Origin of the sequence: Nonomuraea ceibae (genome assembly GCF_019396325.1) — a bacterium.
Lineage (GTDB): Bacteria > Actinomycetota > Actinomycetes > Streptosporangiales > Streptosporangiaceae > Nonomuraea > Nonomuraea ceibae.
In genome coordinates, this window is sequence record NZ_JAHKRO010000002.1 from 41,874 (window position 1) to 54,750 (window position 12,877).

Genomic DNA, 12,877 nt, shown 5'->3' on the forward strand with positions numbered 1-12,877 from the left:
CTTGATCCCGCATTCGGTGCCGCGCGTGCTGCGCATGGGACCGGCCCGGCTCACCGCCGGCCTCGACCACACCCGGCGGCTCGACCTGCCGGCGCACCGCACGCTGCACGGCGACCAGGTGCCGCGCACCCTCGACGACATCATCGCCCAGGTGGAGGAGGTGGACATGCGCGGGCGGGGCGGCGCGGCGTTCCCGTTCGCGCGCAAGCTGCGGGCGGTCGCCGACGCCCGCCGCGGGCGGGAGAGCGTGGTGCTGGTCAACGGCGCCGAGGGCGAGCCCGCCAGCTCCAAGGACGCGATGCTGCTGGTCCGCAACCCGCACCTGGTGCTCGACGGCGCGGTGCTCGCGGCCGAGGCGTTGAACGCCCGCGAGGTGGTCGTCGCCACGGTCGAGGGCGAGGTCGCGGAGGCGTCGATCACCGCCGCCGTCGCCGAGCGGCGCGCCGCCAACGTGGCGGGCGCGGCCGAGAGCCGCATCGGCATCAGGGTCGTCGGCCTGCGGGAGCGGTTCATCTCCGGCGAGGGCGGCGCGCTGGTGCGGGCGGTCAACGGCATGGACCCGGTGCCGCCCGGCCGCAAGCGGCGAGCCAGCGAGAGCGGCGTCGACGGACTGCCCACGCTGCTGTCCAACACCGAGACGTTCGCCCAGCTCGCCGTGCTCGCCGAGCTCGGCCCCGAGCAGTACGCCAAGACGGGCACCAGCAGGGAGCCCGGCACCGTGCTGCTCAGCGTGAGCGGCGGGGCGGCGACGGCGGCGGTCGTGGAGGCGCCGACCGGCACGCCGCTGATCGACGTGCTCGACCTGTGCGAGGCGGAGATCGGCGACGGGGTGCTGATCGGCGGCTACCACGGCGCCTGGCTGGACGCCGAGACCGCGGTCTCCGCCGTCGTCTCGCGCGAGGGCATGAAGCTGGCGGGCGGCAGCCTCGGCGCCGGCATCGTGGTGCCGCTCGGCGAGTCGACCTGCCCGGTCGGCGAGGCCGCCCGGGTCGCCGCGTACCTGGCCGCGCAGTCGTCGGGCCAGTGCGGCCCGTGCCGGCTCGGCCTCCCGGACGTGGCGCGGGCGCTCGGCGCCCTGGTGGAGGGCACGGGCTCGATCGACGCGGTACGGCGTTCGGTGCGCTCGGTCGAGAGGCGGGGCGCGTGCTTCCATCCGGACGGCACGGCCAGGTTCGTGCTGTCGTCGCTGGACGCGTTCGAGAGCGACATCGCCCTGCACCTGGAGCACGGCTCGTGCGGCCGGCCGGTGCGCGGCGTGCTGCCGCTGCCGGAGCCGGAGGACGAGCCCGAGTATCGCCTGGACGTGGACTGGACCCGCTGCCAGGGCCACGGCCTGTGCGCGCACCTGCTGCCGGAGTTCGTGGAGCTGGACGACTACGGCTTCCCGTCGTTCCGGACGGTGCCGGGCTGGATGGTGAAGGAGGCCAGCCGCGCGGTCGGCATGTGCCCGGCCCTCGCGCTGCGGCTGGCCCGCGCCGGTTAGAGGCCGAGCAGGGGCAGGCAGGGCTCCAGGTGGTGGATCTCGATGCCGGGCACCGGGGTCCAGTCGGCCCTGGGGAGCCGGAACCTGCGGGAGACGACCGGCTTGCCCTGCCGCTTGTAGAGGGTGACGCCGTCGTCGTGGTAGCCCAGCTTGCCGGTCACGGCCAGGGACGACGGGTTGTCGGCGAACGCCTCGGTGGTGGCATGGGCGGCGCCGAGCCCTTCGAAGGCCAGGTGCAGGATCGCGGCGCGCATCTCGGTGCCGATGCCCATGCCCTGGAAGCGGTGGCCGAGCCAGGAGCCGGACTTCACCTCGCGCAGGACGGGGAAGTCGGCGCCCATGATGCCCTGCGTGCCGACGACCTGGCCTTCGTACACGGCCACGAAGTTGAGCGACCAGTCGTCGGGGGTGAGCGCGGCCCACTGGCGGAAGTGGTACTGGATGGTGGAGCGGGCCCGGTCGGCGGGCGCGGCCTCGCTCCACGGGTGGACGAACGGCATGACGCCGGCCTCGTGCACGCCCTCGGCGGCGCGCTCGGCGAGTTCGTCGAGATCCTCGAGCGACGGGAAGCGCAGTTCGATCCTGGGGGTGGTGACTGAAAGATTGAAGAACGGCCAATTACGCATATTTTCCCACTTCCGCGATCAAACTGAAGAACACCCCATTATCGGGATTGCGGGAGCGGGCAACTCAGGCGGCGGTACTTTCCCGGGGCCATGCCGTGCTCCCTTTTGAACGCGTTCGCGAAGGCGAACTCGGACCCGTACCCGACCCGGGTGGCCACCTCGCTCAGCGGCGCGTCGGACGAGCGGAGCAGCCGGGCTGCGGTGGAGAGCCGCCACCAGGTGAGATAGCCCAGCGGCGGCTGCCCGACCAGCATGGAGAAGCGGCGTGAGAAGGCGGCCCGCGACAGCCCGGCCCGCGCGGCCAGCGACTGCACGGTCCACGGGTGGGCCGGGTCGCGGTGGATGGCGTCGAGCGCGACGCTGACGGCGGGGTCGGCGAGCGCCGCCGCCCAGCCGTGGGACTCGCACCGCTCGGGGTCGGCCTCGATGTGCGCGCGCAGGATGTAGAGCAGCAGCATGTCGAGCAGGGACGCCACGACGGTGTCGGCCCCCAGGCGCGGGTCGGCGACCTCGCTGGCCAGCAGGCTGACGGCGGTGCGCAGCTCGGGATGGTGGCCCAGCCGGGCGGGCAGGTGGATCAGGCCGGGCAGGTTGAGCAGGATCGGGTGGGAGCGCGACTCGTCGAGCCGGTAGCCGCCGCAGAGCGTCACCGTGACCGCCCCGGGCCCACCGACGGAGGCCGAGGCGTAGAGCTGGGCCTCGTCGCCCGGGTCGCAGGCGGTGTGGGTGATGGGCGTGGTGGGAGAGTCGGCCAGCGCGTAGCCGTCGCCGCGAGGAAAGAAGATCACGTCGCCGACGCCCAGCGGGAAGGGCTCGCCCTTGTCGGGGATCACCCAGCAGGAGCCCTCCAGGATCACGTGGAACCCGGCCGAGCCGGGCCCTGAGGCGAAGCGCTGGCCCCACGGCGCGTGCCAGGCGATCCGCGTGGAGTTGGGCAGCCCGACCCGCATGCCGGCGATCACGTCACTGAGCACGTCCATGACCTGAGTCTACCGTGAAAGACGATCGCGTATAAAAGGCAGTCACTCACGCATTGGATGTCGCGTCTGAGCCTCCTACGGTTGCATCAACCGAAAGGAGCTCCACGTGAGCCGAACCATGCGGGCCGCCCGGGTGCACGCCTACGGCGGCCCGGACGTCATCCGCTACGACGAGCTCCCCGTGCCGTCGCCCGGCCCGGGCGAGGTGCTCGTGCGGCAGGCCGCGACCTCGTTCAACCCGTCGGACGCGGGCCTGCGGTCCGGGTACCTGCACGAGGCGCTGGACATCACGCTGCCGCACACGCTGGGCTGGGACGTGGCGGGCACCGTGGCCGCGCTCGGCCCCGGCGTCACCGCCCTGGAGGTGGGTGACCCGGTCATCGGGCTGGTCGCGGGGGCCGCCGCCGAGTACGTGGTCGCGCCCGTGGACCTGCTGGCCCCGGCGCCGCGCTCGATCCCGCTAGCGCACGCGGCGGCGATCCCGGTGGCCGGGCTGACGGCGTGGCAGGCGGTCCACGAACAGGCGGGGATCGGGCAGGCGGGGATCGGGCAGGCGGGAACCGGGCAGGCGGGAAGCGGCGCCCGCGTGCTGGTCAACGGCGCGGGCGGCGGGGTCGGCCTGTTCGCCGTCCAGCTCGCCAAGCTCGCGGGCGCGACCGTGATCGCCACCGCGAGCCCGCGCAGCGCCGAGGCGGTCCGCCGGCTGGGCGCCGACGAGGTGGTCGACTACACCACCACGCCGCTGCCCGGCGGCATGGACGTGGTGCTCAACCTGGCCGCCGTGCCGCCGGAGCAGGCCGCGGCGCTGGCGCCGCTGGGCCGGACCGTCATCACGATCGCCACCCCGGTCGACGCGCCGAACGCGCGCCACTTCATCGGCCGCGCCGACGCCGGTCAGCTCACCGAGCTCGCCGGCCTGATCGACAAGGGCGAGCTCGTCGTCGAGATCGCCGAGACCCATCCCCTGACCGGCCTGACCGAGCTGCACCGCAGGGCCGAGGCCGGTCGCACCCGTGGCAAGATCCTCATCACCCTGGAGAACTCGTGATCGACATCGGCATCGTGATCGGCAGCACCCGTCCCGGACGCAACGGCGAGAACGTCGCCCGCTGGGTGCACGACCTGGCCGCCAAGCGTGACGACGCCCGGTTCGAGCTCGTGGACCTGCACGAGCACGCGCTGCCGCACCTGGACGAGCCGCAGCCCGCAGCGGCGGGCAGCTACGAGAACCCGCACACGCTGGCGTGGTCGGAGCGGATCGCCCGCTTCGACGGCTTCATCTTCGTGACGCCTGAATACAACCGCTCGACCAGCGGCGTGCTGAAGAACGCGATCGACTTCCTCTATGCCGAGTGGGCCGACAAGGCGGCGGCGTTCGTCAGCTACGGCGTCGACGGGGGCGTGCGGGCGGCCGAGCACCTGCGGCAGGTGCTCGGCCAGCTCCAGGTCGCCACCGTCCAGGCCCAGGTGACGCTCTCGCTGTTCGCCGACTTCGAGAACCTCTCCGAGTTCAGGCCCGCGGCCCACCAGGAGGAGCGCGTCACCGTCATGCTCGACCAGCTCGTCTCCTGGAGCCGGGCGCTGCGCCCGCTCAGGGCGTGAAGTAGCGCAGCACCTCCGGGTTGGCCATCGCATCCGGGTTGGCGGCCTCCTCGACCGGGGTGCCGAGCAGGATCTTGCGCACCGGGACCTCCAGCTTCTTGCCCGACAGCGTGCGGGGGATGCCGGGCACCGCGTGGATCTCGTCGGGCACGTGCCGGGGCGACAGCTCGCGGCGCAGCGTCGTGCGCAGCTCCTGCTCGAAGGCGGGGGTCAGCTCGGCGCCCTCGGCGAGGGTCACGTACAGGAGCAGCCTGCCCTCGCGGCCGAGCCGGCCGGTGTCGATGACGAGGCTGTCGACGATCGGCTCGAAGCGCTCGACGACCCGGTAGAACTCGCTGGTGCCCATCCGGACGCCGCCCCGGTTGAGCGTGGAGTCGGAGCGGCCGTAGATGACGCAGCTCCCGTCGCGCTCCAGCTTGATCCAGTCGCCGTGGCGCCACACGCCGGGGTAGACGTCGAAGTAGCTGTCGCGGTAGCGCTCGCCGGTCGGGTCGTTCCAGAACATCACCGGCATCGACGGCATCGGCGCGGTCAGCACCAGCTCCCCGACCTCGCCGAAGACCGGTTTGCCCGAGGGGTCGAAGGACTCGACCCGGGCGCCCAGCGACCGGCACGGGATGACGCCCGCCCGGATCGGGTGCAGCACGGTCGCGCCGACGAACCCGGTGCACACGTCGGTGCCGCCGGAGAACGACCCGAGCGGCACCCCGGGCAGCTTCTCCGCCACCCAGGCGAACCCTTCGGGCGGCAGCGGCGACCCGGTCGAGCCGATGCCGCGCAGCCGCTCCAGCCCTTCGGGCGTCAGGCCCGCCTTCAGCGAGGCCATGATGTACGGCGCGCCCACGCCGAAGTAGGTCACCCCTTCGGTGGCGGCGATGCGCCACAGCGCGGCGGGCGAGGGATGCGTGGCCGCGCCGTCGTAGAGCACCGGCGTGGCCCCGACCAGCAGGGCGCCGATGAGGTAGTTCCACATCATCCAGCCCGTGGTGGTGTACCAGAAGAACACGTCGCCCTCCCCCAGGTCCTGGTGGAAGGTGAGCGACTTCAGGTGCTCCAGCACCACGCCGCCGTGCCCGTGCACGATCGGCTTGGGCAGCCCGGTGGTGCCGCTGGAGTAGAGGATCCACAGCGGGTGGCCGAACGGCACGCGCTCGAACTCCAGCGGCGCGCTCTGCGCGCGCAGCCCCTCCCAGCCGATCACCTCGCCGCGCGGCAGCTCCTCGTCGTGGCCGGGCGCGGGCTCGGCCTGCTGCGGCGCGCGCCCCTCGTCCACGGCGGCCAGGTACGGGATCCACACGGTGGCGCGCAGGCCGGGCAGCGCGGCGGCGATCTCGTTGACGGCGGCCGAGCGGTCGTAGGTCTTGCCGTTGTAGTGGTAGCCGTCGACCGCGATGAGCACCTTGGGCTCGATCTGCTTGAACCGGTCGACCACGCTGGGCACGCCGAAGTCGGGCGACCCGGCCGACCAGATCGCCCCCAGAGAGGCGGTGGCCAGGAACGCGATCAGCGCCTGCGGGATGTTCGGCAGGTAGCCGGCCACCCGGTCGCCGCGCCCGACCCCGAGCCGGACCAGCCCGGCGCGCACCCGCGCCACCTCCTCGCGCAGCTCGGCGTAGCTGATCTCCTGCCGGGCGCCGTCCTCGGAGACGAACACCACGGCCACGCCGTCGGTGCGGCGCAGCGCGTTCTCGGCGTAGTTGAGCGTGCTTCCGGTGAACCATTCGGCGCCGGGCATCGTTCCGGAGATGACGGGCCCGTCGCCACGCTCCCCGATGACCTCGAAGTAGTCCCAGATCGACGTCCAGAACTCCTCCGGCCGCTCGACCGACCAGCGCCACACGTCCTCGTAGGGCTCACCGGCGCGGCCCACCGACTCCAGATAGCGCGTCAGCCGCGCCCGTCCGGTGGTCTCGTCGGTGGGTTCCCAGAGCAGTGCACCTTCAGCAACCATGTGCCCCATCCTGTCGGCCGGTAGGCGGAAAGTCATACCCGACCTCCCACATAACTTGCTATCTCCTCAGGTGGTCCACCGCCATACGCGCGGCCGTGCCGATCACCGCGTCAGCGCGTGGCTGGTTGAGCGCGGTGGAGTAGGAGCGGGTGATCACGGCCACCGCGTAGCGCCCGCCGTCGGGGTACTCGACCACGCCCGCCTCGCCGCGCAGCGTCGGCAGCGTCCCGGTCTTGCCGCTGACCGCCACGTCGTCGTACGGGAACCCGGAGGCCAGCCGGTGCGGCCACACCTGGAGGTTGAGCACGCCGCGCATCCACGCGCAGGAGCCGGGCGAGGCCGCCTCGTCCCGCCAGATCAGCCCGAACAGCCGGGTCAGCTCCCGCGCGGTGCTGTGGTTGGTGCGGGCCGGGTCGAGCACGCGCAGCCGGGCCAGGTCGTCGGGTTCGAGGTACGGCCAGCCGTGCCCGGCGTCGTCGGCCATGCTCGTGTTGATCTCCCCGGCGCTCTGCAGCACCCGGGTGCCGGTCAGGCCGAACCCGTCGAGCATGGCGTTGACCGCCTCCCTGCCGACCCGGGCGAGCAGCGCGTCGGCGGCGGTGTTGTCGCTGACGGCGATCATCAGGTAGGCCAGGTCGCGCAGCGAGATCGTGACGTCGTCGAGCATCGCGGACAGTCCCGTGGGCCCGGAGACGCGGTCGCGGCCGGTCACGGTGACGCGGCCGGCCGGGTCGAGCAGCCCGGCGTCGGCCTGCCGGCAGAACTCCACCATGAGCGGCACCTTGAAGATCGACGCGGTGGGCACCGGGTCGTCGGCCCCGTGACCGATCTCCCGGCCGGTGTCGACGTCGGCGGCCAGCAGCCAGCCGCGCACGCCGGCCGCGCGGAACACCGCCTCCAGGTCCGGACCGCTCATGCCAGCATCCCCGGCCTGCGGCTGACCCGCCGCACGGGCGTCGCGTCCTCGTCGGTCATCCCGGCGCGCTCCTTCAAGATCCGTACGGCCACGGCGGAGAAGTCGGTCACCGTCGCCGTGGCCGCCCGCCAGGCGGTGGAGACCCGGTAGGCGATGGGCGAGCCTAGCAGCGGACGCCAGGCCAGCCCCGCCACGTCCGCCTTGGGCCCGAACGCGACGGCGGCCCCGGCCATCACCAGGCCGAGCCCGGCGCCCTGGTGGACCTGCGCGGGCACGTAGCCGTGGCGGCGGCACTCGGCCAGCAGCTCGGCGTGGGCGCCGGGCTCGCCCTCCCGGGGCGGCATGAGCAGCTCGCGGCCGGCCAGGTCGGCCAGGTGCAACTCGCCCGATCCGGCGAGCGGGTCGCCGGCGGCCAGCAGCACGCCCTGCGCCTGCACCAGCGTCCGGCCGAAGTGCAGGCCGGGGGCGGTGACCGGGTGTCGGACCACGCCCACGTCGATCACGCCTTCGGCCAGCGCGCCGACCTGGTCGGCGGTCCAGATCTCGGCGGGCGCGAGGCGTACCTCGGGGTTGCTCTCGCGGAAGCCCTCGACGAGGGCGGCCAGGACGGCGGCGGCCAGGTCGGGCGGGACGCCGACCTTGAGGACGGCGGCCTGGCCGTGGCGGACCACCTCGTGCAGCCGGTCGACGCGGGCGACGATCTCCCTGGCCTCGCCGAGCAGCAGCCGGCCCGCCTCGGTGAGCCTGACCTGCCGGGCCGAGCGGTCGAACAGCCGCACGCCGAGCTCCTCCTCCAGTCGCTTGATCCGCTGGCTGAGCGGGGGCTGGGCCATGCCGAGCCGGATCGCGGCGTTGCCGAAGTGCAGCTCCTCCGCGACCACGGTGAAGTAACGCAAGTGCCGGACCAGGTCCATGAGCAGTGACTATAGCCAAATCCATATCGATGAACCGGTCATATCAGTATTGGACAGCCAGGCCGGGGCTCTGCTGTCCTCTGACGCATGGCTTCACAAACGGGGGCAATGTACGCACATCTCCGGCCGGAGAACCCGCCCAGACGGAGGCGGCGCTGGCCCTGGGTCGCCGGGGTGCTCGTCCCGGTCGTCGCGGCGGCCGGGACGTTCTGGATCCTGCGCACCACCGGATCGCCGGAGCAGGTCGCCGACGCCTACCTGTCGGCCTGGTCCGCGGGGGACTACCGGGCCATGCGCGAGCTGGTCGCCGATCCGCCGGCCGACTTCGAGCAGCGGCACCGGCAGTTCAGCGCCGCCGTCAAGGCCGAGCGGCAGACCTTCCACCGGATCACCACCGGCGGGGTCTTCGCCGCCGACGGCGCCGACACCGGCGAGGTCAGCTTCGGCGCCACCCTCAGCGGCGCCGTCGACTGGAAGTACTTCGGCGACCTGAAGTTCGTCGAGCGCGACCGCACCTGGAAGATCGACTGGACCCCGGCCACCCTGCACCCCTCGCTGACCCGCGACCGCACGGTGCGGCTGGTCACCGAGCGGGTCAAGGGCCTGGAGGTGCAGGCCGCCGACGGCACCCGCATCGACACCCCGGACGCGCCCGGCTCGGTGCAGCAGCTCGTCGCGGGCCTGGCGCAGACCTACCCCGACTGGTTCGCCGAGCGCGACAGCGACCGGATCGAGCTGGTCGAGAACGGCGAGGTCGTCAAGAACCTGCTCGACCCGCCGAAGTGGAAGCCGATCAGGACCACCCTCGACCTGAAGGTGCACCGGGCCGGCGCCGACGCCCTGGAAGGCGTGGACAAGCCCGCCTCGCTGGTGGCCGTGCGCGCCTCGACCGGCGAGATCCTGGCCGCGGTCAACAAGCCGGGCGGGTTCAACCGGGCGCTGCTCGGCAAGTACCCGCCGGGCTCGACGTTCAAGGTCGTCACCGCCTCCGCGCTGGTCGCCGACGGGGTCCGGCCGGACGAGCGGGTGAGCTGCCCGGCCGAGCAGAACATCGGCGGCTTCCCCTTCCACAACGCCGGCTTCAAGGACTACGGCACGCTCGCCTTCCGCGACGCCTTCGCGCACTCGTGCAACACCACGTTCGGCGCGATGGTCGTCGGCGACCTGGGCGCCGAACGGCTCGCCGAGGTCGCCGCCAGCTTCGGCTTCGGCGCCCCGATCAAGCCCGGCGTCCCGGCGGTCAAGGCCGACTTCCCCGCCCCCAAGGACGCCACCGACCTGGCCTCCGCCTCCATCGGGCAGGGCCGGGTGCTGGCCAGCCCGCTCAACATGGCCTCGGTCGCCGCCGCCGTCGCCGACGGCGCCTGGCGTCCGCCCCGGCTGGTCGGCGCCGACATCGCGCCCGGCGACCTGCGGCCCCGCAAGCTCGACGCCGACGTGGTGAGCGCGCTGCGCACGCTCATGCCCGCCGTCGTCACCGAGGGCACCGCCCACGCCGTGCGCTTCCCCGGCGGGACGGCCGGCAAGACCGGCACCGCCGAGTACGGGTCGGGCAAGGAGCCGCCCGCGCACTCGTGGTTCATCGGCTACAAGGACGACCTGGCCTTCGCCGTCATCGTGGAGGGCGGCGGCGCCGGCTCGGCGGTGGCGGCCCCGGTCGCGGCCCGCTTCCTCGCCGAGCTGGGCTGATCAGCCCGCCTTGCGGTCGAGCGGGGTGGTGAGCGCCGCCACGGCGGCCACCACCTCGGCGGCGTCGGACAGGTCCGGCAGCACCACGTCGGCCCCGGCCTCGCGTAGCTCGGCGGCCGTCGACCGGCCCGAGGCCACCGCGATCATCGCGGCCCCGCCGATCCTGGCCGCCTGCACGTCCCGGGCCGAGTCGCCGATCAGCACCGTGTTGGCCGGCGTGAACGGGACGCCGAGCCGCTGCTTGGCCCGGCCCTGCGCGACCTGCAGCAGCGACGCCTTGGGGTAGACCTCCTCGCCGTAGCCGCCGAGCTCGAAGTCCACGTAGCGGTCCAGGCCGAACGCCTGGAGCTTGAGCACCGCGTTGCTCTTGATCGTGCCGGTGAGCACGGTCTGGATCACCCCGTCGAGCCGGGCCACGGACCTGAGCGCGTCCTTGGCCCCGGGCATCACCTTGCCCTCCTTGGGCAGCCGCTTGCGCCGGTCGGCGAAGGCCGAGGCCAGCGCGGCCAGGAAGCGCGGCAGGTGGTCGTCCTCGGCCTCGACGCCGTTGACCGCGAGCGTCTCGAAGACGATCTCGGAGTCGGGCCGGCCCATCGGCGGCACCAGCTTGACCAGCGGACGCCCGGTGACCGCGCGGAACGCCTCGGCGTAGGCGTCACGCGTCACGATCGCGACGTCGACCAGGGTCAGGTCGACGTTCCAGAGAACTAGGCGGTTGATGGCGGCCTCCTGACTGCGAACCGCCCCCAGAGTAGGGCCACCGCCCCCTCGGGCGGCGGGTGACCGCTCGAATCAGGCATGATCCAGGGCTTCGGCGAGCGTGTCGACGACCGGGAACCCGGTCGACTCCAGCTCGGCCCTGGTGGACATGCCGCCGGTGTAGAGCACCGCGCGGGCGCCCACGTGGCGGGCGGCCACGCCGTCGTCGACGCTGTCGCCGATCACCAGCACCTCGCGCGGGTCGACCCCGGCCGACCGGATGTGGGCGGCCATGTGCGCCGCCTTCTCGCCTCCGGTCACCCCGATCAGGCCGTCGATGCGGGTGAAGTGGCGGCTGATGCCGAACGAGTCGACCTTCGGCACCAGGTGGTCGTGCGGGGCCATCGAGCACAGCGACTGCGTGCCCGTCCAGCCGCTCAGCGCCAGCTCCGCGCCCTCGGCCAGCCCGCACTCCGCGGCCAGCCGGAAGTAGTGGTCGTGGAAGCCGACGTCGAGCCGCTCCCACTCGCCCTCCGAGAGCGGGCGGCCGAGCATCCGCTCGTAGGCCACCCAGATGGGCCGGGTGTAGACGGCGCGGAACCCGTCGGCCGTCAGCGGGGGCAGCTCGTACGGCCGGAAGAGCTCGTTGGTCGCGCCGACGACGGCGTCGATGTCATGGAAGAGCGTGCCGTTCCAGTCCCAGACAATGTGCTTGGTCATCATGTCCAGCTTATCCGGCCAGCAGGTCCGGGATCTCCTGGGTGGCGTACCACATGAGCTCGTGCGCCTCCGCGCCGTCGACCGTGAAACGGGCGTCGTCGTCGCCCTTGTCGGCCGCCGGCAGCGCGGCGATCGCCGCCTCGATGTCGGGCACCGCGTAGAGGTCGTCGATGTGCACGGCGGCCACCTTGGCCAGCGGGATCGGCTCGGTCAGCCGGACCCGGGCCTTCTCCTGGAGGTCGGCGCCGTTGTGCGGCACGGGCCCGTCGACCTCGGCCGCGACGACCACCCGCCGCGCCGGGACGGCCACGCCGTCGGCGTGGTCGGCGGCCAGCATGCGCAGCGAGGCGCGGGCCGCCTCGGTGAGCGCCACGTACTCGAGCTCCTCGGTGTCGCCCGAGGCGTACCACTCGGTCAGCGCAGGGGTCACCGCGTAGCCGGTCAGCGGGGCCGGGGCCAGCTCCCCGGCCTCGGCGGCCCTGGCCAGCGCGGGCAGGGTGCACGGCAGGTAGACGCGCATCACGAACCTTTCACAGCGTGCGAGGGTCCCATCATGCCCGCCGCAGAGGCAGCCGGAGGAGGGACTCGAGTTCCCGGATGGTCGTGTCCGCGTCGCGGTGGTGGATTCCGGTGATCCCCAGGGTACGCGCCGCCGCGATGTTGGCCTCGATGTCGTCGATGAACACGCACGACTCCCCCGGCAGGCCGATCGCGCCGAGCGCGTGCTCGAAGATGCGCGGCTCGGGCTTGCGCATGCCGACCTCGCCGGAGATCACGATCGCGTCGAACACCTCGTCCCAGCCGTCGCGCGGGTAGGTGTTGGACCACGAGTTGGACAGCAGGCAGGTCTTCAGCCCGGCCTTCCTGACCTCGGCCAGCATGTCGTACATGGCCTCGACGCGTTCGAAGCCCGCGAACATGCGCTCCAGCAGGCCCTCGGCCTCCGGCGGCGCGCCGTCGAGGGTCAGCAGCCGGGCCGCCAGGTCGCGCTCGAACGCCGATCCGTCGAGCTCGCCGCGCTCCAGGGCGTGGATGACGTTCTCCTCCTGGCCGTCGTAGGCGGCCTCGACGAGCTCGCGCATGACCTGACGGTAGTGGTCGCCGTCGATGCGGTCGGCCTCGATCCACCTGGCGATGGAGTCGGTCAGGCTGGTCGTGAGCACCCCGCCCCAGTCGATCAGCACACCTGCGACCACATTCGCCTCCTCGTGGCAGTCCGGCACTCCAGCGTAGAGCCTCGCACAGGGCGTTTCGCCGGTTATAAACCCCCTGTTAGGGATCACCAAATCACCTGTTT

At 72.8% G+C, this 12,877-nt stretch carries 13 protein-coding genes; 4 read left to right on the forward strand and 9 right to left on the reverse strand.

Features of this window, described 5'->3' with window-relative positions:
- Position 1 precedes the first annotated feature (1 nt).
- Positions 2-1,483, forward strand: coding sequence for an NADH-quinone oxidoreductase subunit NuoF family protein (locus tag KME80_RS01925; protein WP_308125577.1), 1,482 nt, complete (start codon positions 2-4; stop codon positions 1,481-1,483).
- On the opposite strand, the gene KME80_RS01930 is transcribed toward KME80_RS01925, so the two are convergent.
- Positions 1,480-2,109: a GNAT family N-acetyltransferase gene (locus tag KME80_RS01930; RefSeq protein ID WP_219499542.1), complete on the reverse strand. Its 630-nt coding sequence runs from the start codon at positions 2,107-2,109 to the stop codon at positions 1,480-1,482. The two genes, KME80_RS01925 and KME80_RS01930, sit on opposite strands and share 4 nt — an antisense overlap.
- A gap of 38 nt (positions 2,110-2,147) precedes the next feature.
- The gene (locus tag KME80_RS01935; RefSeq protein WP_219499544.1) at positions 2,148-3,089 is read right to left on the reverse strand and encodes an AraC family transcriptional regulator; all 942 of its coding nucleotides are present in this window, start codon (positions 3,087-3,089) and stop codon (positions 2,148-2,150) included.
- 106 nt (positions 3,090-3,195) lie between these two features.
- On the opposite strand from KME80_RS01935, the gene KME80_RS51610 reads away from it, so the two are divergent.
- Both KME80_RS51610 and KME80_RS01945 read left to right on the forward strand, forming a co-directional pair.
- Positions 3,196-4,137 carry an NADP-dependent oxidoreductase gene (locus KME80_RS51610; RefSeq protein WP_308125578.1) on the forward strand — a complete coding sequence of 314 codons (942 nt, stop codon included), beginning with the start codon at positions 3,196-3,198 and terminating at the stop codon, positions 4,135-4,137.
- Positions 4,134-4,691, forward strand: coding sequence for an NADPH-dependent FMN reductase (locus KME80_RS01945; protein WP_219499546.1), 558 nt, complete (start codon positions 4,134-4,136; stop codon positions 4,689-4,691). Before KME80_RS51610 ends, KME80_RS01945 begins: the two co-directional genes overlap by 4 nt.
- On the opposite strand, the gene KME80_RS01950 is transcribed toward KME80_RS01945, so the two are convergent.
- From KME80_RS01950 to KME80_RS01960, 3 genes are read right to left on the reverse strand one after another with little or no spacing between them, the layout of a single operon-like run.
- Positions 4,681-6,642 (reverse strand): acetoacetate--CoA ligase, encoded by a 1,962-nt coding sequence (locus KME80_RS01950; RefSeq protein ID WP_219499548.1) that lies wholly within the window; start codon positions 6,640-6,642, stop codon positions 4,681-4,683. The genes KME80_RS01945 and KME80_RS01950 overlap by 11 nt on opposite strands.
- 58 nt (positions 6,643-6,700) lie before the next feature.
- The gene (locus KME80_RS01955) at positions 6,701-7,558 is read right to left on the reverse strand and encodes a serine hydrolase (protein WP_219499550.1); all 858 of its coding nucleotides are present in this window, start codon (positions 7,556-7,558) and stop codon (positions 6,701-6,703) included.
- On the reverse strand, positions 7,555-8,472 hold the full coding sequence (locus tag KME80_RS01960) for a LysR family transcriptional regulator (protein WP_219499552.1): 918 nt from the start codon (positions 8,470-8,472) through the stop codon (positions 7,555-7,557). Before KME80_RS01960 ends, KME80_RS01955 begins: the two co-directional genes overlap by 4 nt.
- A gap of 108 nt (positions 8,473-8,580) precedes the next feature.
- Here KME80_RS01960 and KME80_RS01965 point away from each other — a divergent pair, with 108 nt between their 5' ends.
- Positions 8,581-10,161 (forward strand): penicillin-binding transpeptidase domain-containing protein, encoded by a 1,581-nt coding sequence (locus tag KME80_RS01965; protein ID WP_219499554.1) that lies wholly within the window; start codon positions 8,581-8,583, stop codon positions 10,159-10,161.
- On the opposite strand, the gene KME80_RS01970 is transcribed toward KME80_RS01965, so the two are convergent.
- The 4 genes from KME80_RS01970 to KME80_RS01985 form a co-directional block, all read right to left on the reverse strand.
- On the reverse strand, positions 10,162-10,881 hold the full coding sequence (locus KME80_RS01970) for an HAD family hydrolase (protein WP_219499944.1): 720 nt from the start codon (positions 10,879-10,881) through the stop codon (positions 10,162-10,164).
- A 72-nt stretch (positions 10,882-10,953) separates the two neighbouring features.
- The gene (locus tag KME80_RS01975; RefSeq protein ID WP_219499556.1) at positions 10,954-11,580 is read right to left on the reverse strand and encodes an HAD family hydrolase; all 627 of its coding nucleotides are present in this window, start codon (positions 11,578-11,580) and stop codon (positions 10,954-10,956) included.
- 10 nt (positions 11,581-11,590) lie between these two features.
- Positions 11,591-12,100 (reverse strand): DUF6912 family protein, encoded by a 510-nt coding sequence (locus KME80_RS01980; RefSeq protein ID WP_219499557.1) that lies wholly within the window; start codon positions 12,098-12,100, stop codon positions 11,591-11,593.
- A gap of 31 nt (positions 12,101-12,131) precedes the next feature.
- Entirely contained in the window at positions 12,132-12,776 is a 645-nt protein-coding gene (locus KME80_RS01985; protein WP_219499559.1) for an HAD family hydrolase, read from the reverse strand.
- Between the last annotated feature and the right edge of the window lie 101 nt (positions 12,777-12,877).